We start from the raw sequence: 23405 nt of genomic DNA, 5'->3' as shown, positions 1-23405 counted from the left end.
CCAGGAAGATGGCCTATTAGTACGATTTGCCCATATATGATTGCAGTAATATCACCGCCGATATGGTATCAACCAGCTCCTTATTCTGCCGGCCTTTTTTATTCATCCCGCTTTGCGCAATAACCGCCGAAGCCATTTTTGAAGTAAAACGCTCATCCAGCATTTCGACAGGAATCTCCGGAAAAGTTTTTTTTAGCAGGCCCACAAAGCCTTTAACATGAATGGCCGATTGTGACGGCGTGTTATCCATCTGTTTCGGTTCGCCTACGATGAAACGTTCAACCTGCTCAGTTTTAAAATACGTTTTCAGGTAATCTATGATATACATAGGATGTACCGTATCCAACCCGGTGGCGATGATCTGCAAAGGATCGGTAACCGCAATGCCAATACGCTTAGTGCCGTAATCAAAAGCCATTATTCTCATTTGGCAAAGATAGGAGATGTGAAAGGTGGTGAGAAAGGCCTGGGAAATTATTTCTCATATTATTAATCCTTAATACTTATTAAATCAGCATATACACTCATCTGCCTATATATCTGCTTCCTATATAAAATCTGTCCCCGTCATATCTCACATCCCAAATCTTCTTCTTATTTTGCACCAAATGCAGTTTAAGCAAATAGTAGGACAAGCGGCAACAAAACAACGGTTGCTTAACTCGGTGACAGAGAACCGGGTAAGCCATGCGCAGTTGTTTTTGGGCCCCGAGGGATCGGGAAGCCTGGCACTTGCTGTTGCCTATGCCCAATACCTATCCTGCGAAGATAAGCAACCGGATGACTCCTGCGGCGTATGTTCATCATGCCGCAAGTACAATAAATTAATGCACCCCGATCTGCATTTTTCATACCCTTTCTTCGCTAAACATAAGGATGATACCGCGCTTACTTTTATTGAGCAATGGCGCGAGGCCTTTACCGCAAACCCCTACATGAACCTGGATACCTGGCGCGGATACCTGGATGCCGAAAACAAGCAAGCCAACATCAACATTGCCGAGTGCCACCAGATTATCAAGAAACTCAGTTTCAAACCATTTGAATCTGCCTATAAAATATTGATCCTTTGGCTGCCCGAATATTTGGAAAAAGAAGGGAACGCATTACTAAAGATCATTGAGGAGCCTCAGCCAAATACCCTTTTTATATTGGTGGCCCAAAACCAGGATCAGATCCTGAACACCATCCTTTCGCGCACGCAGCTGATAAAAATACCTTGCCTGCTTTCGTCCGAAGTGAAGGAATACTTAATTGCAGAGCACAACCAAACCGAGGATGCCGCGGCCGAAATTGCTTACCTCACCAATGGCAACTTAACCGAGGCGTTAACCATGCTGCAGCAGGATACCAAGAGCTATCACACTTTATTTGTGCAATGGCTGCGCCTGTGTTTCAGCAACAAAGGGCTGGAGGTTTTAACTTTTGTTGACCAGTTTGCCAAGATGGGAAGGGAGAACCAAAAGAATTTTTTACGATACGGCATCAGTTTTATCCGCGAATGCTGCCTGCTGATTGCGGGCGCCGGCAACCTGGTACACCTGCCTGCCAAAGAGCTGGAAACAGCCCAGAAAATGACCAACGTGCTGAGTATAGAAAAAGCACAAACCATAAGCACCGAGCTTGAAAAGGCACATTACCACGTAGAGAGAAACGCAAACCCTAAAATTTTATTTTTAGATGTATCTTTACAGATTATAAAAATACTAAATTTAAAAACCATCCCTACGGGGAGTCAATATATACCAAATTAATTATGGGATGTGGAAGTTGCTCAACAGGGGGCGGATGCTCACCTGCGGGCTGTAAAAGTAATGGCTCATGCCTTACTAATGGTTGCAGCAAATTAGATGTTTACGATTGGCTATCCCATATGGATATGCCAACTAATTATAAACCGTATCCGGTTATCGAAGTAAAATTTAAAGGTTCGCGCAAGGAGTTTTTCCTGAATAACGACAATATTTACCTCGAAGCCGGCGAACTGGTAGCTGTTGAAGCAACTACAGGCGGCTATGATATTGGTCACGTTTCTATAACCGGCGAACTGGTGCGCATGCAAATGACCAAGCGCCATGTAAAAGAAGCCGACGTGGTTAAAAAGATCTACCGGAAAGCTACCGTAGCCGATGTAGAAAAGTGGAAAGCCGCCAAGGATATGGAGTGGGAAACCATGCACAAATCGCGTAAGCTGGCATTGGATCTTAACCTGAGCATGAAGCTTAGTGATGTGGATTACCAGGGCGATAAAACCAAGGCTACCTTTTATTATACAGCCGAAGGCCGTGTCGATTTCAGGGAGCTGATAAAAAAAATGGCCGAAACTTTCCGGATCCGGATAGAGATGCGCCAGATAGGGATGAGGCAGGAAGCAAGCCGGTTAGGCGGTATTGGCTCATGCGGACGCGAGCTTTGCTGCTCAACCTGGTTAACCGATTTTAAAACGGTTTCTACCTCTGCGGCCCGCTACCAAAACCTTTCTTTAAATACCTTAAAACTGGCCGGGCAATGCGGTAAATTAAAATGCTGCTTAAATTACGAGCTGGATACTTACATGGATGCCCTTAAGCATATCCCTGATAATGTGAATGTGCTTAAAACCGAAAAGGGCGACGCGCGCCTGCAAAAAACAGACATCTTTAAAAAGATCATGTGGTTTAGCTATCCCCGCGAGGAATCATGGGTGCCTATGCCAATTGCAAAGGTTAAAGAAATTCAACAACTGAATCGTGAAGGTATTATCCCTGCCGACCTGGGCGAAATGGAGGAAGACGAAACACTAACTGTTAAAGCGCTTGACTATGAAAACGTAGTTGGCCAGGATAGCCTTACCCGCCTTGATGACCGTGCGCGCAGCAAAAATCAAAAGAAAAACAACAACAATAATCGCAATAAAACTCAAAAACCGGCTACTCCCGGCAGCGATGTAAAACCGAACAACCAGCAACGCCCACAAGGAGCAGCGCCTGCAACCGAAAAAACAGCCGGCGCCCCGGACGCTAATCGCCCGCCACAAGGTAGCCGCCCGCCAAAGCAACAAGGCAACCGTCCGCCGCAAAACCAGGGTAATAAGCCACAACAACAGGGGCCTAAACCACCGCAGGCAGGCAACAAACCACCACAGGAAGGTGACAGACCGCCGCGTGAAGGAGGCAATAATAACAGGCGTAACAGGCCAAACCGCCCAAACCCCAACAGCCAAAACCGTAACAATAATAATCCACCACAGCAGGATACACCACAATAAAATGAAACGGTTTATAAAGATACTTTATCCGGCAGCATGTATGTTAATCATGCTGCTGAGTAGCTGTACCGACCCTAAAGCGGTTATTGATGCCAACTCGTCCATTACAGATCACAATTGGTCGTACGTTAACCGGGTAAAGTTTGATTGTAACATCACAGATGCAAATGCTGCCTACAACCTATACTTTAATTTAAGGGTTACCGATGCCTACAAATACTCCAATATGTTTGTACTCATTTATCAAACATCGCCCGGCAAACAGGTAAAAGTAACCCGTTACGAAGTAAAACTTGCCTCCCGCGATGGCGAATGGCTGGGTAAAGGCTCGGGTAATTTGTATAGCTACCAGCTGCCTTTTCAAACCAACATTAAATTCCCGGCAAAGGGCAAATACCATTTCGAGATAGAGCAAAACATGCGGGATAACCCTTTGCATGAGGTAAGCGATGTGGGCCTGAGGATAGCGAAGGTCCAGTAATTATTTCTTTTCCCCTGATCCCAAATACAGCCATGCCTAACTATAACCGCGCTTGATAAAGCCGGTGCCTGCGCTGATTTTAATAAAGCCGTTGCCACGGGTAATAAACTGGCTCCTAATAATATTACTAATTTTTGTAAGTAAAATATAGCTTATCTCATTTATTTCGGCACCGTATTTTTTGGTATTGCCTCTTATTTAGCAATACCATTTTTGTATATCCCCCCTTCCTTTACTAAAAATATTATCTTAAATTTGCTAATATTTTTATCAAAATGAGTGCTGATATACTAATTATCGTAGCGGTTGTTATCCTGCTGATAGCCGTTTTATTGTTCATCAAAAAGCCTAAGGCTGCTGAATTAATTTCGGCAGAGGAACTGAACAGGCTACGTGCGGAAAGTGACCAACTTAAAATTTCACTGGCAAGAGCTGAGGAAAAAGCGAGCGGCTTATTAAGCGACAAGGAAAGTATCACCCGGTTTTTAAAAGAAGACAAGGACCGTATACTGGATGAACTTTTTCAGGAACGCGCACTGCTGGCACAGGCCAATCAATCGCTGGAGAGTGCCCGGTCTTACTATAAATCGCAGCAGGAAAAAATGCAGGAGCAGAAGCTGGAGATAGAGCAGATCAGGGTACAGTTTCAGCGGGAGTTTGAGAATGTGGCCGAGAAGCTGCTGAAAGAAAAATCAAAAGAATTTATTGATGTAAACCGTACCAACCTGGATCTGATCCTTAATCCGCTTAAAGAAAACCTGAAAGCTTTTGAAGATAAGGTAGAGAAGGTTTACAACATGGAGGCCGCCGAACGTAATACGCTTAAAGGGGTAATTACCCAACTGATGGACCTTAACAAACAGATAAGCGATGAGGCGCAGAATTTAACAAAAGCTCTTAAAGGTGATAACAAAAAACAAGGCAACTGGGGCGAGGTGATCCTGGAGAGGGTATTAGAACGCTCGGGCCTGGTTAAAGACCAGGAATACCGCATCCAGGCAGCTATGCAGGCCAATGATGGCACACGTTACCAACCCGATGTAATTATCGATCTGCCGGATGATAAGCATTTAGTAATCGATTCCAAAGTATCCCTCATTGCCTACGAGCGACTGGTAAATGCCGATACCGAAGAAGACAGGAAGCTGTTTGCCAAGGCACACATAGAATCTATCCGCGGCCACATCAATGGGCTATCGGCCAAAAAATATCATGATTTGTATAAGATCAATTCGCCCGATTTTGTGTTGCTTTTTGTGCCGATAGAATCCTCTTTCAGCATTGCTGTACAGCTGGATGGCGAGTTGTTTAATTATGCCTGGGATAAAAAAGTGGTGATCGTGAGTCCGTCTACATTACTGGCAACCCTGCGTACCATTGCCAGCATGTGGAAACAGGAACGCCAAAACCGCAACGTACTGGAAATTGCCCGCCTAAGCGGCGATATGTATGATAAGTTTGTAGGCTTCCTGATCGATATGGATAGTATCGGGAAGAATATTACTTATACCCAAAATGCCTATAACAGCGCCATAAATAAACTTTCAGACGGCCGTGGTAATTTGACTACTACCGCCGAGAAGATCAAGAAGTTAGGTGCAAAGGCCGATAAGCAGATAGATCAAAAGTTTTTGGGGGAGGAGTAAGTTCTCGACAGTACCCTAATGCAGGAATAAAAAGCAATAAACGTGAGCCCATTTAGCCCCGAAGTCATGCCGAATTTATTTCGGCACCCCACAGGACAGGTAGGCAGGGGATAAGTCTACAAAATGCAAGTAGCAGACCTAACAGACGTGATTATCCTAAAGGCCTCACTTTTTAACTTTATAATACCCTCAAGCTAATGAAAAAGCATTTATAAATTAAAAAAAGCGATTTTTCCTTTTTAGAAAACATTTACACTAAGTCCTTTTTTTTAATTTTACTTACCTAAACCGATTCTCAAAATGCTCTATAAACAAGGTCATGTTTATATAATGACAAACATTTATCGCACTACTTTTTACATTGGTGTCACCAGCGATCTACGTACGAGGGTTTGGCAACATATAAATGGAGAAGGGTCTGAATTTGTTAAGAAATATAAGCTTTATGATTTGGTTTACTATGAATACTTTGAGAGAATAACGGATGCTATCGATCGTGAAAAGCAATTGAAAAGGTGGCATCAGGATTGGAAAATAAACCAGATTAAATCTGTGAATCCAGAGATGAAGGATTTAAAAGACGATTTGGAATTTTAATCATATCGATGAACTTTTATGGTGTAGACTTGTCCTGTGGGATGCCGAAATAAATTCGGCACGACTTAGGGGATTAAATCATAGATATTAGTAAAGTGATAAATGATCTTTTTTAACTTGTTTCAGTATCTCACAGGACGGTAGACCGAATGCTGTAACACAAAGGTATCGCAGACTTGTCCTGTGGGATGCCGAAATAAATTCGGCATGACTTCGGGGTTAAATTAGAAAAGCATTAAATTTGGCACTACTTCGGAGTTAGATCGCCTTTATCCTCACTCTATTAAACCACACCTTTGCTTCCCCCGAAAAAAGCAACCCCATTGCTATCAATTCAACAAACACCTCTACAACAAACAACGTAGTTAAAACCACAGGGGACTTATAAGGAACCGCAGGCTCATGGGGCTTTAATACTATTACAGGGTGTGTGATACTTGCAACCAGAGCGTAGGAGTTTATTAATATCAAAATAAGCATCACTATCCTTGCCCATTTCCGGCCCTCGCCGGTCATAAAAATGAAGTAAAAGAGAAAGCCGAACAGAAATATAAAAGCCGCCAGGTTAATGCCCTCCAGCAAATTGCTGACCATTTGCAATAGCAACGCTAAATAGAGCAGAAATGTGCCTGCAATTACTTTGTTGGGCACTATCCCCTCGGGATGTTTATTTAAATAAAACCAGCCAAAAAATTTGTTCAGCATTTACTCTGATTTTTTAAATGCATTCCATCCCTGGGCTTTCAACGGGTGCGAATTTCCGGCTTTAGTGATCAGATTACAGCCCGCTGAGGGCTCTGTGATATGGCCGATGATGGTAATATCCATTTTAAACTTGATCTTGTCGTAGTCGGCTTGTTTAACGGTAAAAAGAAGCTCATAGTCCTCTCCACCACTTAGCGCGCACACGGTTGGATCAAGATTAAATTCGCGGGCAGTTTCAAAGGTCATTGGGTCTAAAGGGATCTTTTCTTCATATATGCTGCAGCCTTTTCCGCTCTGCTTGCAGATGTGCATAATTTCTGATGCCAACCCGTCAGATACATCTATCATGGCTGTAGGTTTTACATCAATACTTTTCAATAATTCAACTATATCCCTCCGGGCCTCAGGTTTAAGCTGGCGCTCAACGATATAGTCTTTCCCTTCCAGGTCGGGCTGAATATTAGGATTTTCAAGATATATAAGCTTCTCCCTTTCAAGCAATTGCAAACCAGTATAAGCACCACCAAGATCTCCTGATACACAAATCAGATCGCCTTCCCCTGCACCGTTACGGTATACAATATCGGCTTCATCCGCATACCCTATAGAGGTCACGCTGATCACCAACCCTTGTTTTGATGATGTTGTATCGCCACCAATCAAATCCACATTATATTTTTCACAGGCAATGTAAATGCCTTCATACAATTCTTCAATAGCCTCTAACGGAAACTTACTTGATAAACCTATCGAAACCGTAACCTGCGATGCAGTTCCATTCATGGCATAAATATCACTCAGGTTTACCTGGATGGCTTTATAGCCTAAATGCTTTAGCGGGGTATATGCTAAATCAAAATGAATCCCTTCAAGCAGCATATCGGTACTTATTAACACCTTTTTGCCAGTAAAATCAAGTACTGCTGCATCATCACCAACACCCTTAACCGTGCTTGCCTGCTCCAGCTTTATATTTTTAGTTAAATGATTTATCAAACCAAATTCGCCTAAGTCTTCTAAATTCGTTCTTTCCTGATTTTCAAACATATCCTTTATGATTACACCTGTTTAGGTGATTTCATTGATTAATCTTTTTATAATTTTAACACGAGTAAATTGCTCCTGCTTTTCCTGTCTTTTCTCTAAATTTTTCGCGCCGTCGCAAAAAACCGCTTGCTGCCTACCGCCGAAGGCGGGAAATTTTTTGAGAATTTAGGGTAGTTATCAACAATTCAATTTTATTGACCCCTAAATTTTCGCGCCGCCGCAAAAACAATATATCCGCCAAAGGCGGAAAAATTTTTTAGCTTTTTAGGACCTTTTCTTACTCTTCATTGCGAGGTACGAAGCAACCTCCAAGCTGTACAGAGAAATCAGTCAAGTTTGATCTGCCTGTGTAGAGATTGCTTCGTACCTCGCAATGACATATTTTCTAAAGCCCCCTTTTTAACGTCATTTCTCCTTCAGTGTCTCCCGGATTCTCCCCCCAGCAATGACGGGACGGTTTATTTATTTAATTACTCTTACAACCCCAATCTTGCCGAAATCTCCAGCATCCTTTCGATAGGTTTCACCGCTCTTTCAATAATATCGGCTGGTACAGTAACCTCGGGCAGCTCATTTTTAAGGCACAGGTATAATTTCTCCAGTGTATTACGTTTCATGTGCGGGCAATCGTTGCAGGCACAGCTGTTATTTGGTGGCGCCGGTATAAATGTTTTATCCGGGTTTTCCTTTTGCATCTGGTGTATAATACCTGCCTCGGTAGCTACAATAAATTCCTTATCCGGGTGACTGCCTGCATATTTCAGGATCCCGGTAGTTGAACCTATATAATCGGCCATCTGCAAAATAACCTCTTCACACTCAGGGTGGGCCAGCAGCTTAGCACCCGGATGTCTTTCCTTCAGTTTGGTTATTTTTTCGCGACTAAAAATCTCGTGCACCATACAGGCTCCGTTCCATAACACCAGGTCGCGCCCGGTTTTTTTGGCCACCCAGGCACCAAGATTTTTATCCGGTCCAAAAATTATCTTCTGGTCCTTTGGCAAACTTTCAACTATTTGTACGGCATTGCTTGATGTACAAACAATATCGGTCATAGCTTTTAGTTCGGCAGTACAGTTTACATAAGTGATCACCAGGTGATCAGGATACTTTTCCTTAAACTTTTTAAATAAATGTGGCGGACAACTATCTGCCAATGAGCATCCTGCCTTTAAATCGGGCAATAAAACCTTTTTTGTGGGCGAAAGTATCTTGGCTGTTTCGGCCATGAAATGCACCCCGGCGAAAACGATAATATCAGCATCCGTTTTTGCAGCTTCCTGAGATAAGCCGAGGCTATCTCCAATATAATCTGCAATATCCTGAATATCAGGATCCTGGTAGTAATGCGCCAAAATAACGGCGTTTTTTTCCTTTTTAAGTTTTTCAATTTCAGCAAAAAGATCAAGGCTTGGGTCGATGTATTCGTCCACAAATCCCGTCACATTTATTTCTTCGAAGATATCCATTTCAACAAATCAATTAATAACAACTAATTATTTATATAAATAAAACTATTACTTGTTAAGGTGTTAGTTATGTGCAAAAGTCGGTATAGATTTTAGATTAAAAGTTATTTTTCATTTTTTATTAACAGTTATCAACACTTTGTTAGCTCGTATCACTTTGATTTTGTGAATTCTAATAGTTTCAAATTTTTCTTTTGAAAGTTATATGTTAATATTTTGTTAATGTTTAAAATGTTAGCTTTAGTGTTTAAAGTATGCAAAAGTCGCTCAAAAATTATTCATTTCATTTACAAAATCCAGGGTTATCCACACTTTGGTTATTTATTAGCTATTTCTTTACATCAAATTAACATCTTTATCCCTGTTATTAACATATCGTGTACATTTGCACAACTTATATATAAAATATGACCCGAACTGTTGATTTCCTGATCGTAGGATCAGGCATTGCCGGACTAAGTTTTGCCCTTAAGGCTGCGAAACATGGTAAGGTTCTGATAGTTACAAAATCAAATGAAGACGAATCCAACACTAAGTATGCCCAGGGCGGTGTTGCGGTAGTTGTGGATAAAAAGGAGGATTCTTTTGAAAAACACATTGAGGACACCTTAATTAGTGGTGATGGCCTTTGCGACCGTGATGTTGTGGAAGCCGTTGTTAAAGAAGGACCGGAAAGAATTAATGAAATTATTGATTACGGGACTAATTTTGATAAAACAAACGAAGGTTTTTATGACCTGGCAAAAGAGGGGGGCCACTCAGAGTTTAGAGTTTTACATTATAAGGATGTAACCGGGCTGGAGATTGAAAGGTCATTGTTAGAAGAGATCCACAAGAATCCCAATATTGAGATATTAACACATTATTTCGCGGTAGATTTAATAACCCAGCACCATTTAGGCCAGCTGGTAGGAAAATCAAGCACCGATATAACCTGTTACGGTATTTACGCCTTTAATACCGAGAGTAATGTTGTTGAAAAGATATTATCGAAGGTTACGGTGATGGCATCCGGTGGGGCCGGCCATATTTATTCAATTACCACCAATCCAACTATTGCTACCGGGGATGGGATTGCTATGGTATACAGGGCAAAAGGTAAGGTTAGGAATATGGAGTTTATCCAGTTTCATCCTACAGCTTTGTATAATCCGGGTGAGTATCCTTCGTTTTTGATATCTGAGGCCGTTCGTGGCTTTGGAGGGATATTAAAGCGTACCAATGGTGAAGAGTTTATGCAGGAGTATGATCCGCGTAAATCATTGGCGCCAAGAGATATTACGGCGAGGGCCATCGATGCCGAGATAAAAAAATCGGGCGAGGATTTTGTTTACCTGGATATCCGTCACCGCAGTAAAAAAGATATTTTAAATCATTTTCCTAATATATATGCCAAATGCCTGGAGATCGGTATTGATATGACCAAGGATATGATCCCGGTTGCACCGGCCTGTCATTATATGTGTGGCGGCGTTATGGTTGATCATGTAGGCCAGTCATCTATATTAAGGTTATATGCCTGCGGCGAATGTTCTTCAACAGGTTTGCATGGTGCTAATAGGTTGGCTTCCAATTCGTTATTAGAAGCGTTGGTTTTTGCACATCGTATTTATGAAGATGCTGTAGATAAATTTAACGATTTTGTGATACCCGCTAATATCCCTGATTGGGACGAGCATGGCGTACAATTGTCAAATGAAGATATTTTGGTTACGCACAACGTGCGCGAAATGCAGAAGCTAATGAATGACTATGTAGGCATTGTTCGGTCTGATTTTAGGCTGGAGCGGGCAATGCGTCGTTTAGGTTTATTGTATGAGGAAACAGAATCATTTTATAAAAAAACCAAACTATCCGTAAAACTTTGCGAGCTCCGTAATTTAATCCAGGTATCATTCATCGTGGTAAAATCGGCCATGTTACGTAAAGAGAGCCGGGGCTTACATTATACTACTGATTATCCTGTGCATGCTGAAGAGGTTAAGGATACGGTGTTTTAAAAGAAATTTAAAAAAATATGTCATTGCGAGGCACGAAGCAATCGCATGCTATACAGGGCGTACTTGTACAGTTCGCGATTGCTTCGTGCCTCGCAATGACTTGGTTGTTGTTTGATTCTATGTTGAAACGTCATCCTGTTGTGCCGTTTTAGCACACGGTGAGGAAAGAAAGTGAAGTTATATGAGCGGAAAACGGGATTCGAACCCGCGGCCTTCAGTTTGGGAAACTGATGCTCTACCAGCTGAGCTATTTCCGCTTATTTTGTCTTCAAACATAAAGAAAATTAATTATTGAATTATTGAATTATTGAATTATTGAATTAGCTTAGTTAGATATGAATGATGTTAGCAGAATTGAATTTGCTGAAATGTTTAAAAAACGAACAAAGAAATTTGTTGTTGATAATATTAAGCTTTTCAAGTCTTTACCTAAAACAGAAGAAGCAAAAATAATAGGGCGGCAGTTATTACGTTCGTCGTCGTCGGTCGGGGCAAATTACAGGGCCGCTTGCAGGGCACGATCTCAAGCCGAGTTTCATGCCAAACTATCTATTGTGGTAGAAGAGGCTGATGAATCGGTATTTTGGATGGAAGTATTAGTTGAAGCTGAAATAATTAAAATTTCTGATATTTCTATTTTAATGGATGAAGCAAATCAAATTCTTAAAGTAGTATCAGCGTCAAGAAAAACAGTAACTATTAATAAAAGTAACTAAATCGATAATTCAATAACTCATTAATTCAATAATTTAAAAATGCCAGTTATATTGCCAGTTAAAGGTAAAAGCCCGGTTTGGGGCGAAGATTGTTTTATAGCCGAGAATGCCACTATTGTGGGAGATGTGGTGATGGGCAGTAATTGTTCCGTTTGGTTCAATGCGGTTATCCGCGGCGATGTGCATTACATTAAAATAGGGGATAACACCAATATACAGGACGGAGCGGTGATACATGCTACCTACTTAAAAGCACCTACAAAGATAGGCAGCAATGTATCTATAGGGCATAACGCGCTTGTACACGGCTGTACCCTACATGATCATACGCTGGTAGGTATGGGCGCCATCGTGATGGATCATGCTGTGGTGAATGAGTTTGTTATCATTGCGGCCGGTACTGTAGTATTAGAAAATACCATTTGCGAAAGTGGCTTTTTATACGCCGGTGTACCTGCCAAAAAAATAAAGCCTTTAACAGATGAGCAAATGGCGATGCTTAAGCAGCTTCCAAAAAATTATGTCATGTACTCGGGTTGGTTTAAGGAGTAATGGGCTCCTTGGGCACCGTAATAGGCTCTTCTGCTTCCCAATTGGGTCTAAGCGTGATCTCTTTTTCGTTTATCCAGATGTTTTCCGGTTGCTTTTTTAAATGGACGTTTCCGCTGTCCCATTTGCCATTACGGTTCTCATCATAAATAACCCGCACCATATATTTCCCGGTTAAATAGTTTTTGTAAACTAAAGATGTGCTTTTGGTGATGGCGTTACTTTGCAGTATAGTTTTTTGATCGTTCAGCAGTTCAACTACGTAAGCTTTTGATGTATCGGGTACCGTAACCTTAACGGTAAGGGTACTGTAGTTTTCCGTTTTATCTGATTGAAATTTCTTTGCAGCATATTTATTCTTATCACCATAGATATCTGTAAAGGCGGCTTCATTAAATATCAGTTCATATTTGGCGTTTTGCCGCCACCTGTATTTTAGGGTGAGGAACTTAGTATTACCTGTATCTTTTTGTAAGGTATAGTCAGATGTTGCCAGGGTGATGGAGTCTTCTTTAAGGGAGATCTGCGCGCTGTTTATTGTTTCGATGGGCAGGTTACTGGTAATTTTTAAATCGTCGCCTGGCTTTAACTTATCGTTTGATATATTGTATTTGAAATTGAAGACCCTTAAAAATACTTCCTTTTTGCTTTTTAACAGGTAAGTGGTATCAACGGGTTTGTTATTATCATAAATGGCTACCCGTATAGAATCGAAGTTCATGTATTTTACATATACCGAGGCTGTATCTTTAGTTTTGCTAAATTCTACGTATTTCTGATTATTGATATCTGCAGGGTATATAATTTTTAATGATGGTTTTATTAAAGCTTTATTAAAAACAAACAACATCTTTCCATCAACATCAAAACGTTTTTCGGCAAACCTGAATTTCTCAGGGAATTGTTTAAACAGATTTAGCTTGACGTTCTTCGTATCGGATTTTAAATCGATCGGTTTTTTAAGGAAGCCGATCAATTCATTATCGTTATTAAATATCTTATCCGGACTGGCCTCTTTCAACGCGTAAATTCTGTACTTGTCCTCATGCAGATTATTGAGACTGAAATTTCCCGATGAATCTGTTGTTGTGAAAATGGACGGCTTCTTTTTTCCAAAAAGTAAGGAATCCTGTTTTAGCGGGAAAAGCATTACGGTGATATCTTTTTCTTTTTCCTGGGTGAGTGTATTGGTTACCGATCCCGAGATGCTCAATGAGTCGATGTGCGGACCTGTAGAAAATACGTAGGTGAAATTTTTCATCACGTTACTTTCATTTACATCCTGGATGGATTTTCCGAAGTTGATAACGTAGGTTGTATTTTTATGGAGTGTGTCTTTAAAAACTATGCGCAGCTTCTTTTTATTGGAAGTGTACTCCGGTGCTTTTTCCATTGTTGGGCTCATGGTAATTTCCTGGTACTGGTTGGTGAGTTTTATAAACTCATCAAATTCCAGGTCAATTTCTTTGGCAACAAAATTTCGGGTTTTGTTGGCCGGCAGTGCCTTCACTAAAACGGGTGGCGTTACGTCACGTGGCCCTCCCTGGGGCTGTTGTTGCGCGGCGCAGCCAGAAATCAATAAAACAACAAAAATATAGAGGAGAAAATTGTAAAAATTGGCCGGTTTTTGATTTAACATAGTTTTTAGGCGATATAAGCGATTTTTATGTTTTTATGAACTCCGCTATTAAAAATCTGAAATAATTGATTTAAAAAGACTTTTTATAATTATTTAATTATCAGTACTTTACGTATTATCTTGATACATGAACCATCAAAACGGAAACATCTGATGGCGACACGCCCGAAATTCGTGAAGCCTGGCCCAAAGTGCGTGGTTTTATGCGCATCAATTTTTCACGTGCTTCTTTTGATAGTGACACCAAAGTATGATAATCAAAATTTGGATTGATTTCCCGGTCTTCCATTTTTTTCATCCGGTCTACAATTTCCAATTCTTTTATAAAGTAACTCTCATATTTAATTTTTATTTCAGCCTGTTCAATTGTTTCTTTATCGTAGGTAGATAACATTTCTTCTAAACCACTGTCGGCTGTTTTAAGATCGTTAAATCCAATCTGTGGGCGGCTCAACAAATTGAAAAGCTTAGCGCCCTGGTTAATGGCTGAGGTACCTAATTCTGCCAGCAAGCCATTTACTGCTGATGGATCGATAGACTTACTGCGGGTGTAGGCTACAATATCATCGGAGTTTTTTACCTTCTGATTTACTTTATCTAAACGCTCATCGCTAATTAAACCCAGTTCGTGGGCCATAGGAGAGAGGCGGATATCTGCATTGTCCTGGCGTAAAAGCAGGCGGTGTTCTGCCCTTGAGGTAAACATGCGGTAGGGTTCTTCGGTACCTTTGGTTACCAGGTCATCAATCAAAACACCAATATATGATTCAGATCTTTTTAGTATCAGCTCATGTTTATCATTGATTTTTTGGTGCGCATTAATACCCGCGATGAAACCTTGTGATGCGGCTTCTTCATATCCGGTAGTTCCGTTGATTTGCCCGGCGAAGTAAAGGTTACTGATTAGCTTGGTTTCTAAAGTTAATCCCAGTTGGGTAGGTGGGAAGTAATCATACTCGATGGCATAACCCGGGCGGAACATTTTAGCATTCTCAAATCCGGGGATCTGGATTAATGCTTTGTATTGTACATCCTCTGGCAGGGAGGTAGAGAAACCATTTACGTAGATCTCTACTGTATTTAAACCTTCGGGTTCTACAAAAATCTGGTGACGGTCGCGCTCAGCAAAACGGTTGATCTTATCTTCTATAGAAGGGCAGTAACGCGGACCTAATCCTTTGATTCTGCCAGTAAACATTGGCGATTTTTCAAAACCTTCTTTTAAGGTTTCGTGTACGTTGGTATTGGTATACGTGATCCAGCAGCAACGTTGTTCTTTAATCATCTCTACATCGGTATAGGAAAATCTACCGCGGTCTTCATCGCCCCATTGCTCTTCCATCAACGAGTAATTCAGGCTACGTCCATCAATGCGGGGTGGGGTACCGGTTTTCATTCTGCCGGCCTCAAAACCTAATTGTGATAGTTGTTCGGTTAATCCTGTTGCTGATTTTTCACCAGCCCGGCCACCGCCAAATTTCTTTTCGCCTATGTGGATGATGCCATTTAAAAAGGTACCATTGGTAAGCACTACTGAGTCTGCTTCTATCTCTACACCCAGTGATGTACGCACCCCTGCAACGGTATTTCCCTTTACTAAGAGGGATGCTACAGTGTCTTGCCAGAAGTCAACATTGGGGGTTCTTTCCAATGCTAAACGCCATTCTTCAGCAAAGCGCATACGGTCGCTTTGTGCTCTTGGGCTCCACATAGCGGGACCTTTTGACTGGTTTAACATCCTGAATTGAATAGATGATTTATCCGTGATTATTCCCGAATATCCACCCATGGCATCAATCTCGCGCACTATCTGTCCCTTGGCAACACCGCCCATGGCGGGGTTACAACTCATCTGTGCAATGGTGCCCATATTCATGGTGATGAGCAAAACAGATGATCCCAGGTTGGCGGCAGCAGCAGCAGCTTCACAGCCTGCATGCCCGGCACCAACCACAATTACGTTGTATTTCCTAAACATTTTATACCTCCATGTTCCACGTGGAACAATCAAAATCTCTCTATATATAACAGCAGATATTTGCCGTTATGAGTATTTTTATTCTCCATGTTCCACGTGGAACATGGAGAATATGTTGTTATTATTTTGGCTGATTAGCCTGTGTTTTAATTAATCTCTGCCTGCGTTTATAAGGGTATATAGGCGGGGGTTTAATTGTTTTAGTTTAAAAGATTGTGTTTATTATAAACCTTCACTTTTTAGAATTTACTTACTCTTTTTTTGAAATAAATTACCTGTTTATAGTTGCTGACAGGTCTTTTTATATTCAAAATTACCTCTTTTATACTGATGTTCCACGTGGAACCTTTAATAATGACACCAGTGCTACAGTACCCCAAACACCCTCTAATGCTACAAAAGGGTAAAAACTCACCATATAAGAAGCATAGCAGCAAGTACCTGCACCTATAAAATTCATCAGCTTATAAGCTTTGCTTTCTGATGATAGCTTGTTCATTAAATTAAGTACAAAAGCTATCAATAAAATGATAACACCTACCGATGCTATGATATCTGATAGTTTCATTTTATGCTTCTTTAAGCTCAGTTAGTTCAATCCAGCGGGCGCTTTTTGCATCAAGCTTTTTGTTTAAATCAGCTATTTGCGCCATGATCTCGTTCAGTTTTACAAGTTCGATACCTACCTTGTTTAGCTGTTCTGTTTTATCCTTTATTTGGTTTTCTATTACGGTAATTTCAGCTTCGGTTGTTTCCAGTTCCTTGGCTTCTTTAAAGCTTAATTTGCTTTTTTTAGCAGCAGGTGCAGGGGTTGGCGCAACAGGGCCTTTTTTGTTTTGTTGCTTGGCTTCTTCCAGCTCTATTCTGTATGATGAATAGTTGCCATTATAGATGCGTACCTGTCCTTGGCCTTCCATAATAAATAGCTGGTCGGTTAGCTTATCTAATAGATACCTATCGTGAGATACCATCATTAATATGCCCGAATAATTGGTTAAAAATTCTTCCAAAACATTCAGCGTATCAATATCCAGGTCATTGGTTGGCTCATCCAGAATAAGGAAGTTTGGATTCTTCATCAGGATGCTCATCAGCTGCAGGCGTTTCTTTTCGCCACCGCTTAGTTTGGATATAAAGCCATACTGCTTAGCAGGTGGAAACAAGAATAAGGTAAGTAGGGCAGAGGCCGAGATCATTTTACCATCGGCCATGGTAATAAACTCGGCTACGTTTTTTACTATATCTATAACCCGTTCATCATCCTTAAAAACAATACCCGATTGGTGGAAATAGCCAATCACTGTGGTTTCGCCTTTTACTATAGTTCCTTTATCTGGCTGTAAAGCGCCGGTTATTAAATTTAAAAGGGTTGATTTACCGGTACCATTCTTTCCGGCTAAACCAATACGATCACCTTTTTTAAATATATAGCTGAAGTTATCAATATAGGTATTGCCATTAAAACCTTTATAAAGATGTTCCATCTCCATGATCTTGTTTCCCTGGCGCGCTGTTTTAACGCTTAGTTCAACTTTTTCGCGGATGCCGCCACTCTTGGTTTTGTCTTCCAAATCATAATAGGCATCAATACGGGCTTTTGATTTGGTACCCCGTGCCTGCGGTTGGCGGCGCATCCATTCCAACTCTTTACGCAGTAGGTTGCTGTTTTTTTGAAATGCTGCATCATCAGCTGCGTCGCGCTCTGCTTTCTTCTCCAGGTAGTAACCGTAGCTGCCATTATAGGGAACTATCTTACCCCGGTCAATTTCCAATATCTCGTTACAAACGTTATCCAGGAAATACCTGTCGTGCGTAACCATTAATATGGTTTTTGATCCATCGGTCAATAATTTCTCCAACCATTCAATGGTGTCAATATCCAGGTGGTTGGTAGGCTCATCTAAAATATAAATATCAGGGTCTTCAATTAATAGCTTAGCCAATGCCAAACGTTTCTTTTGTCCGCCCGATAGGGTAGTGATGGGCTGATTAAGATGGTGGATATCCAACCGGCCCAAAATGGTTTTAATTTTATATTCATATTCCCAGGCATCCACCTCGCTCATCTCTTCCATTATTTTTTCAATGGCTTTGGCATTGTCCGGGTCGTTTTCCAATAACTCTTCGTATTTACGAATCATCTGCTGCTGCACATCATCAGCATGAAAAATATAATCGCTGATGGTAACGGCATCTTTAAAGCCTGGATCCTGCTCCAGGTAACCCATGTTAAGGTCACGGGCCTGCACTACCTTGCCTTCGGTTGGTTTAATATAGCCAGCCAGTAATTTTAATAAGGTTGATTTACCGGCGCCATTAACGCCAACAAGCGCAACCCTGCGACCGCGGTTAATGCCTATGGTTATATTTTTAAATAACCAGTTGTCATGAAATTGATGGCCAAGATTCTCGGCGGATAGATAAGTACTCACGATAGTTGTTTTATTACGTTTGACGGGTACACAAATACACCCACCTCATTTTTTGTTGATTGTTTGTACATGGCCAATGCCACGGTTTCGGCAGGTATGCTCCTGTATTTTTTTAAACTGCCAATCAGTAACGGATCAATCACTTTCGCAAGTCCGCCTGCAATCTTTTCCATCAACCGCTTTTCCTGCCTGTCGCCGGTTAATAATGATGGCCTGTATATATAGGTAGAGTTTATTCCCACCTTTGTAATATCATCTTCAGTTTCTCCCTTTACCTTTGTATAAAAGTTGCCCGAAGAAGCGTTTGCACCTATGGCAGAGACTAAATGATATTGCTTAACGCCATTTTTATGCGCTAATTGTGCCAGTTGTAAAGGATAATCATGATCTATCTTGTGATAGACTTTCAAATCGGGTGTTTTAGCTTTGGTTGAACCTAAACAGCAAAACAGAGCATGCCCTGTTATAGCGGTGGCATACGTATGCAATTGGTCAAAATCCACCACCAGCTGCGTTAATTTTTTATGCTGAATATCAATTTTTTTCCTCACCAGGATTAAAACCTCATCATAAAACGTTTCGCGCAGCAAAATCTGGAGCAATTTACTGCCAATAAGTCCGGTTGAACCTGCAATAATAGCTTTATTTGCCATAGGTTATTAACTTTTTGCAAAAATACACATATTTAATTTGTGGAATGAATATTGTATGTTTAAACATATAAATGGAGATATAACAATGAAAACAATATTTTATCCTGAAAACGAACGTGGTAAAAATGATATAGGCTGGTTAAAAGCTAATTTTTCTTTCAGTTTTGGCCCGTATTACAATCCCGAACTGATGCATTTTGGGGTTTTAAGGGTTTTAAACGATGATATTATAGCCGGCGGCAAAGGATTTGGATTGCATCCGCATGATAATATGGAAATAGTGACCATCCCGCTGGAAGGTGGCCTGGAGCACCAGGACAACATGGGTAATAAAGGAGTGATTAACGCTGGTGATGTGCAGGTGATGTCGGCCGGCACAGGAGTTTATCATTCAGAATATAATGCATCTGCAACAGAGGCAGCCAAAACGCTTCAGATCTGGCTTTTCCCGAGAGAGAGAAACGTACTGCCGCGGTATGATCAAAAAAGTTTTAAAGATGTATTTAAATTAAATGAGTTAACGGTTATGGTTTCACCCGGTAAGGAAGAGGGCACCCTTTGGTTACACCAGGATGCTACTTTTAGCATGGGTACTTTTGAAGCCGGGAAAGCGCTTAATTATACTATAAAAACTCCCGGAAATGGCGCTTACGTGTTCCTGTTAGATGGGAAGGCTAAATTAAATGGTGACACTTTAAACAAAAGAGACGCGATGGGTGTTTATGATACCAGTTCATTTACAATTGAAACCGAAGAGACATCCCGTTACCTGATCATTGATGTGCCAATGTCATAAATCTGCAAGCCGACCCTAAAGGTTAATTTTTCCTGAACTGCAAAACATTTTGACGGTACATTGTTTATCTGTCGAATTTATAATGTATCATATGGCAGAACAAGCAATTACGGGTTGGCGAAAATGGATGATGGGCATTGGTGAACAATGCGTTTTCTTCGGCCGGTTTTTCAGAAACATATTTGCGGGGGGCTTTGAGTGGTCTGAATTTGTAAGGCAATGTTATGAAATAGGCTATCGCTCCATGATGTTGGTGGGTATTACCTCCTTCATCATGGGGTTTGTGCTCATTCTTCAATTGAGGCCGTCGCTTGTTGCCCTTGGGGCCGAAAGTATGCTGCCTAAAACCCTCGCGGTATCTTTTATCCGCGAAATGGGCCCTGTAATTACGGCCATTATCTGCGCCGGAAAAATAGCCTCCAGTATAGGCGCCGAGCTGGGTAGTATGAAGGTTTCCGAGCAAATAGATGCTATGGAAGTATCCGGTGCTAACCCCATTCAATACCTGGTTGTTACCCGTATTTTAGCTACCACATTGATGGTTCCCTTGCTGTCTGTAATTGGGGACGTTATAGGGCTTTTCGGGGGCTTTCTGGCGCTTAATATCACTGATGCTATCAGTTTTTCACTCTACTTTAATAAATGTATTGGCTCGCTTGATTTCTCCGACTTTTTGCCGGCGCTTGTTAAAACTATATTTTTTGGCTTCGCGATAGGCTTTGTGGGATGCTATAAGGGTTATCACTCCAATAAAGGTACCGAAAGCGTAGGTATCGCCGCAAACTCGGCCGTGGTAACGGCATCCCTCTGGATTTTTGTTATTGATGCTATAGCTGTTCAAATCACCAGTATATTATTTTATAGGTAAGATGGCGGCAGAAAAAGAAATTAACGGCATAAATAAAAAGCCGCAGAAACCTAAGGATGAGGTTGTTATTCATGCCAGTGGTTTAAAGAAAGCTTTTGGAGAAAAAGAGGTATTGAAAAATATAACCTTTGATCTGAAACGCGGCGAGAACATGGTGGTGCTCGGCAAATCGGGCGAGGGTAAATCTGTTACCATACAATGCGTGGTAGGCATGTTGAAGCCCGATGAAGGCGATTTGAAGGTTTTTGGTGAAGACGTGGCCGATATGAGCGATGAAGAACTGAAGCAGCTGCGCATTAAAATAGGTTTCCTGTTCCAGAGCGGCGCTTTATATGATAGTATGACCGTGCGCGAGAACCTCGAATTCCCGCTCACCAGGGTACTTAGGCTGAAAGACCAGGCAGAGATAGACAAAAAGGTAGAAGAGGTGCTGGACAACGTTGGATTGCTTGAGGCGATTGATAAAATGCCCTCAGATCTATCCGGAGGGATGCGTAAAAGGGTAGGGCTGGCCCGTACGTTGATTGTAAACCCGGAGATTATGCTTTACGATGAGCCAACCACAGGGCTTGATCCCATAACCTCGCGCGAGATCAGCGAACTCATACTCCATATGCAAAAAAAATATAAAACATCATCTATCATCATTACTCACGACCTGGAATGTGCCCGCATAACGGCTGACCGCATTGTGATCATGAACGACGGAGAATATATAGCCGAAGGTACCTGGAAAGAACTCCAAAAATCGGATAACGAACTTGTAAGATCATTTTTTAACGAAACAACATGAGAACCACATCATCGCAAAAAATAAAAATTGGACTATTTACCTTCGCCGGATTGGTGGTATTGGTTTTGGCTGTATTTTTCATTGGTAACCAGAAAGGGATGTTCAACTCCACCTTTACAGTTTACGGCACATTCAAAAATGTAAGCGGCCTGCAAGTGGGCAATAACGTACGTTTTGCCGGTATAAACGTTGGTGTGGTGCAGGCTATCAATATTGTAACAGATAGTTCGGTAAGGGTTGACCTTACGCTGAACAACAACGTGAAAAAGTTTGTAAAAGCCGATTCTAAGCTGAGTATAGGCAGTGATGGTTTAATGGGCGATAAACTGGTTGTTTTGGCGCCCGGGGGCGTAACCAGCACCCAGGAAGTACAGGATGGGGGCAGGTTGGCATCATTAAACCCGGTGGATGTGGACAAGATAATAGTCAAACTTACAAAGGTGGCTGATAATGCAGAATCGATGACTGCAAGCCTGGCAGAAATAGTAGGCAAGATCAATAGCGGCAAGGGTAGTATTGGTCGCCTTTTAAATAATGAAAGCCTGTCCAGAAGCCTTGAAAGTACGGTAAAACAGGCACAAACAACCATGAAAAACGTACATGCCACTACGGGTACTTTAAATGAAGACCTGAAGGCCGCACAATCAAATTTCCTGTTAAAGGGCTTCTTTAATAAAAAGAAAAAAGCGGCAAAAGCAAAACAGGATTCCATCAAAAAAGTACAGGAAAACCTGCAGAAAGAAAAGGAAAAGGCAGCTAAGGATAAGGCGGATAATTAAAATCCAAACCGATAACGTTAAAAAAGCAAAGGCCACGATTTTCGTGGCCTTTGCTTTTTTATAAATCTGTCATTCAGATAGGGAAGAAATAATTTCTGAACGATCTAAATATTATCGGTTTTACTCCGTTTTTCCATCAGGTTTAGCCGCGGGTTTCTTTTTAGGAGCAGCCTTTTTAACCGCAGGTTTTGGCTTTTCAACCTCCGGATGATCAATAACCAGTGGCAACTCCTGTTGGTGGGCCTCATTTATGATTATAGTGGGTTCGGCATCATTAACAGGCATTATTTTAGCAGCAGGTTTTGCCGTTACCTCAGTTATTGCGCTTGGCAATTCGGCCAGGATAGTTCTGCCACCTTTCACAACATCGCCAATGTTTACTAATACTTTGGTGCCTAATGGCAAAAACACATCAACCCTTGATCCAAATTTAATAAAGCCAAATTGTTGACCTTGTTCAACAATATCGCCTTCTTTTACATACCATACAATGCGGCGGGCCAATGCGCCGGCAATTTGCCTGAACAATACCGATACTCCTTCGCTATTTTGAACACAAACTGTGGTCCGCTCGTTCTCGGTTGATGATTTTGGGTGCCAGGCTACCAGGTATTTACCTTTATGATATTTAAAATAGCTCACCACGCCCGATATGGGGTTACGGTTTACGTGTACATTCACCGGCGACATAAATACCGATAGCTGGATACGTCTGTCTTTTAAAAACTCTGTTTCATCAGTTTCCTCTATCACCACTACTTTTCCATCGGCAGGGCAAAGCACGGTAGTTTCATCGATACTGATATCAAAGAATGGGCTGCGGAAAAACTGCACTATGATCAAAAAGAAAATGCCCGATAAAATGTAGATGATCCATTTTAACGTATGCGCTTCAGGAAAATAGAACTGTATCAGTGCATTGAGCACAAAAATAAACAGTACGGTGATGGCCAGTGAGGTGTATCCTTCTTTATGAAAAGTCATATTATAGGTGATTTATTACAAAATTA

General features: G+C 41.3%; 21 protein-coding genes, 1 tRNA gene and 1 pseudogene. 12 read left to right on the top strand and 11 right to left on the bottom strand.

The window, feature by feature from the left end; genetic code table 11:
• Positions 1–16: 16 nt before the first annotated feature.
• Entirely contained in the window at positions 17–427 is a 411-nt protein-coding gene (gene ruvX / locus AC1DYB_RS10725) for a Holliday junction resolvase RuvX (RefSeq protein ID WP_477434749.1), read from the bottom strand.
• 181 nt (positions 428–608) lie between these two features.
• Between ruvX and AC1DYB_RS10720 the strand changes: the two genes are divergently transcribed.
• The 5 genes from AC1DYB_RS10720 to AC1DYB_RS10700 all read left to right on the top strand — a co-directional run bounded on the left by AC1DYB_RS10720 (position 609) and on the right by AC1DYB_RS10700 (position 5971).
• Positions 609–1754: a DNA polymerase III subunit gene (locus AC1DYB_RS10720; RefSeq protein WP_295720709.1), complete on the top strand. Its 1146-nt coding sequence runs from the start codon at positions 609–611 to the stop codon at positions 1752–1754.
• 2 nt (positions 1755–1756) lie between these two features.
• Positions 1757–3247 carry a PSP1 domain-containing protein gene (locus tag AC1DYB_RS10715; RefSeq protein ID WP_477434747.1) on the top strand — a complete coding sequence of 497 codons (1491 nt, stop codon included), beginning with the start codon at positions 1757–1759 and terminating at the stop codon, positions 3245–3247.
• Between the two features lies 1 nt (position 3248).
• Positions 3249–3728: a gliding motility lipoprotein GldH gene (locus AC1DYB_RS10710; RefSeq protein ID WP_477434745.1), complete on the top strand. Its 480-nt coding sequence runs from the start codon at positions 3249–3251 to the stop codon at positions 3726–3728.
• 275 nt (positions 3729–4003) lie between these two features.
• Positions 4004–5374, top strand: a complete 1371-nt coding sequence (locus AC1DYB_RS10705; protein ID WP_477434743.1) for a DNA recombination protein RmuC — start codon at positions 4004–4006, stop codon at positions 5372–5374.
• 300 nt (positions 5375–5674) lie between these two features.
• The gene (locus AC1DYB_RS10700; RefSeq protein ID WP_477434741.1) at positions 5675–5971 is read left to right on the top strand and encodes a GIY-YIG nuclease family protein; all 297 of its coding nucleotides are present in this window, start codon (positions 5675–5677) and stop codon (positions 5969–5971) included.
• 258 nt (positions 5972–6229) lie between these two features.
• Here AC1DYB_RS10700 and AC1DYB_RS10695 read toward each other — a convergent pair whose 3' ends face one another.
• The 3 genes from AC1DYB_RS10695 to nadA form a co-directional block, all read right to left on the bottom strand.
• Complete coding sequence (locus AC1DYB_RS10695; RefSeq protein WP_477434739.1) at positions 6230–6676, bottom strand: hypothetical protein; 447 nt, start codon at positions 6674–6676, stop codon at positions 6230–6232.
• Entirely contained in the window at positions 6677–7723 is a 1047-nt protein-coding gene (gene thiL, locus AC1DYB_RS10690; RefSeq protein WP_477434737.1) for a thiamine-phosphate kinase, read from the bottom strand. It abuts the gene before it with no gap.
• A 476-nt stretch (positions 7724–8199) separates the two neighbouring features.
• Positions 8200–9192, bottom strand: coding sequence for a quinolinate synthase NadA (gene nadA, locus AC1DYB_RS10685; RefSeq protein WP_477434735.1), 993 nt, complete (start codon positions 9190–9192; stop codon positions 8200–8202).
• Between the two features lie 407 nt (positions 9193–9599).
• On the opposite strand from nadA, the gene nadB reads away from it, so the two are divergent.
• Positions 9600–11192 carry an L-aspartate oxidase gene (nadB, locus tag AC1DYB_RS10680; RefSeq protein WP_295720717.1) on the top strand — a complete coding sequence of 531 codons (1593 nt, stop codon included), beginning with the start codon at positions 9600–9602 and terminating at the stop codon, positions 11190–11192.
• Positions 11193–11376: 184 nt separating this feature from the next.
• On the opposite strand, the gene AC1DYB_RS10675 is transcribed toward nadB, so the two are convergent.
• Positions 11377–11449 (bottom strand) — tRNA-Gly (locus tag AC1DYB_RS10675).
• A 78-nt stretch (positions 11450–11527) separates the two neighbouring features.
• Here AC1DYB_RS10675 and AC1DYB_RS10670 point away from each other — a divergent pair.
• Together AC1DYB_RS10670 and AC1DYB_RS10665 are read left to right on the top strand one after the other, a co-directional pair.
• On the top strand, positions 11528–11908 hold the full coding sequence (locus tag AC1DYB_RS10670) for a four helix bundle protein (protein ID WP_477434733.1): 381 nt from the start codon (positions 11528–11530) through the stop codon (positions 11906–11908).
• Between the two features lie 39 nt (positions 11909–11947).
• Positions 11948–12460 (top strand): gamma carbonic anhydrase family protein, encoded by a 513-nt coding sequence (locus tag AC1DYB_RS10665; protein ID WP_477434731.1) that lies wholly within the window; start codon positions 11948–11950, stop codon positions 12458–12460.
• Here AC1DYB_RS10665 and AC1DYB_RS10660 read toward each other — a convergent pair.
• From AC1DYB_RS10660 to AC1DYB_RS10640, 5 genes are all read right to left on the bottom strand, one after another.
• The gene (locus AC1DYB_RS10660) at positions 12450–14096 is read right to left on the bottom strand and encodes an Ig-like domain-containing domain (RefSeq protein WP_477434728.1); all 1647 of its coding nucleotides are present in this window, start codon (positions 14094–14096) and stop codon (positions 12450–12452) included. The genes AC1DYB_RS10665 and AC1DYB_RS10660 overlap by 11 nt on opposite strands.
• Before the next feature lie 115 nt (positions 14097–14211).
• The gene (mnmG, locus tag AC1DYB_RS10655) at positions 14212–16074 is read right to left on the bottom strand and encodes a tRNA uridine-5-carboxymethylaminomethyl(34) synthesis enzyme MnmG (protein ID WP_477434726.1); all 1863 of its coding nucleotides are present in this window, start codon (positions 16072–16074) and stop codon (positions 14212–14214) included.
• Between the two features lie 322 nt (positions 16075–16396).
• Positions 16397–16642, bottom strand: coding sequence for a CBU_0592 family membrane protein (locus AC1DYB_RS10650; protein ID WP_477434724.1), 246 nt, complete (start codon positions 16640–16642; stop codon positions 16397–16399).
• Position 16643: 1 nt separating this feature from the next.
• Positions 16644–18506, bottom strand: a complete 1863-nt coding sequence (locus tag AC1DYB_RS10645; RefSeq protein ID WP_477390583.1) for an ABC-F family ATP-binding cassette domain-containing protein — start codon at positions 18504–18506, stop codon at positions 16644–16646.
• The gene (locus AC1DYB_RS10640; protein WP_477434722.1) at positions 18503–19159 is read right to left on the bottom strand and encodes an NAD(P)H-binding protein; all 657 of its coding nucleotides are present in this window, start codon (positions 19157–19159) and stop codon (positions 18503–18505) included. The genes AC1DYB_RS10645 and AC1DYB_RS10640 overlap by 4 nt, the downstream gene beginning before the upstream one ends.
• A gap of 85 nt (positions 19160–19244) precedes the next feature.
• On the opposite strand from AC1DYB_RS10640, the gene AC1DYB_RS10635 reads away from it, so the two are divergent.
• The 4 genes from AC1DYB_RS10635 (at position 19245) to AC1DYB_RS10620 (ending at position 22395) form a co-directional block, all read left to right on the top strand.
• Positions 19245–19955, top strand: coding sequence for a pirin family protein (locus tag AC1DYB_RS10635; RefSeq protein ID WP_477434720.1), 711 nt, complete (start codon positions 19245–19247; stop codon positions 19953–19955).
• A 91-nt stretch (positions 19956–20046) separates the two neighbouring features.
• Entirely contained in the window at positions 20047–20823 is a 777-nt protein-coding gene (locus tag AC1DYB_RS10630) for an MlaE family ABC transporter permease (RefSeq protein WP_477390577.1), read from the top strand.
• Between the two features lies 1 nt (position 20824).
• On the top strand, positions 20825–21616 hold the full coding sequence (locus tag AC1DYB_RS10625; RefSeq protein ID WP_477390575.1) for an ABC transporter ATP-binding protein: 792 nt from the start codon (positions 20825–20827) through the stop codon (positions 21614–21616).
• A complete protein-coding gene (locus tag AC1DYB_RS10620) occupies positions 21613–22395 on the top strand; it encodes an MlaD family protein (protein WP_477434718.1) in 783 nt (260 codons plus the stop codon). The genes AC1DYB_RS10625 and AC1DYB_RS10620 overlap by 4 nt, the downstream gene beginning before the upstream one ends.
• Positions 22396–22725: 330 nt before the next feature.
• Here the strand turns inward: AC1DYB_RS10620 and AC1DYB_RS10615 are convergent.
• Positions 22726–23379, bottom strand: a pseudogene (locus AC1DYB_RS10615) (phosphatidylserine decarboxylase family protein); the annotation flags it as partial.
• Positions 23380–23405: the final 26 nt, after the last annotated feature.

The sequence above is a fragment of the Mucilaginibacter sp. P2_A4 genome, from assembly GCF_056405015.1.
The sequence above is the reverse complement of the archived record's forward strand: the minus strand, read 5'-3'. Positions and strand labels throughout refer to the sequence as shown.

Coding starts and splice junctions, on each gene's coding strand:
- ruvX (WP_477434749.1), bottom strand. CDS start 427: ATGAGAATAATGGCTTTTGATTACGGCACTAAGCGTATTGGCATTGCG.
- AC1DYB_RS10720 (WP_295720709.1), top strand. CDS start 609: ATGCAGTTTAAGCAAATAGTAGGACAAGCGGCAACAAAACAACGGTTG.
- AC1DYB_RS10715 (WP_477434747.1), top strand. CDS start 1,757: ATGGGATGTGGAAGTTGCTCAACAGGGGGCGGATGCTCACCTGCGGGC.
- AC1DYB_RS10710 (WP_477434745.1), top strand. CDS start 3,249: ATGAAACGGTTTATAAAGATACTTTATCCGGCAGCATGTATGTTAATC.
- AC1DYB_RS10705 (WP_477434743.1), top strand. CDS start 4,004: ATGAGTGCTGATATACTAATTATCGTAGCGGTTGTTATCCTGCTGATA.
- AC1DYB_RS10700 (WP_477434741.1), top strand. CDS start 5,675: ATGCTCTATAAACAAGGTCATGTTTATATAATGACAAACATTTATCGC.
- AC1DYB_RS10695 (WP_477434739.1), bottom strand. CDS start 6,676: ATGCTGAACAAATTTTTTGGCTGGTTTTATTTAAATAAACATCCCGAG.
- thiL (WP_477434737.1), bottom strand. CDS start 7,723: ATGTTTGAAAATCAGGAAAGAACGAATTTAGAAGACTTAGGCGAATTT.
- nadA (WP_477434735.1), bottom strand. CDS start 9,192: ATGGATATCTTCGAAGAAATAAATGTGACGGGATTTGTGGACGAATAC.
- nadB (WP_295720717.1), top strand. CDS start 9,600: ATGACCCGAACTGTTGATTTCCTGATCGTAGGATCAGGCATTGCCGGA.
- AC1DYB_RS10670 (WP_477434733.1), top strand. CDS start 11,528: ATGAATGATGTTAGCAGAATTGAATTTGCTGAAATGTTTAAAAAACGA.
- AC1DYB_RS10665 (WP_477434731.1), top strand. CDS start 11,948: ATGCCAGTTATATTGCCAGTTAAAGGTAAAAGCCCGGTTTGGGGCGAA.
- AC1DYB_RS10660 (WP_477434728.1), bottom strand. CDS start 14,096: ATGTTAAATCAAAAACCGGCCAATTTTTACAATTTTCTCCTCTATATT.
- mnmG (WP_477434726.1), bottom strand. CDS start 16,074: ATGTTTAGGAAATACAACGTAATTGTGGTTGGTGCCGGGCATGCAGGC.
- AC1DYB_RS10650 (WP_477434724.1), bottom strand. CDS start 16,642: ATGAAACTATCAGATATCATAGCATCGGTAGGTGTTATCATTTTATTG.
- AC1DYB_RS10640 (WP_477434722.1), bottom strand. CDS start 19,159: ATGGCAAATAAAGCTATTATTGCAGGTTCAACCGGACTTATTGGCAGT.
- AC1DYB_RS10635 (WP_477434720.1), top strand. CDS start 19,245: ATGAAAACAATATTTTATCCTGAAAACGAACGTGGTAAAAATGATATA.
- AC1DYB_RS10630 (WP_477390577.1), top strand. CDS start 20,047: ATGGCAGAACAAGCAATTACGGGTTGGCGAAAATGGATGATGGGCATT.
- AC1DYB_RS10625 (WP_477390575.1), top strand. CDS start 20,825: ATGGCGGCAGAAAAAGAAATTAACGGCATAAATAAAAAGCCGCAGAAA.
- AC1DYB_RS10620 (WP_477434718.1), top strand. CDS start 21,613: ATGAGAACCACATCATCGCAAAAAATAAAAATTGGACTATTTACCTTC.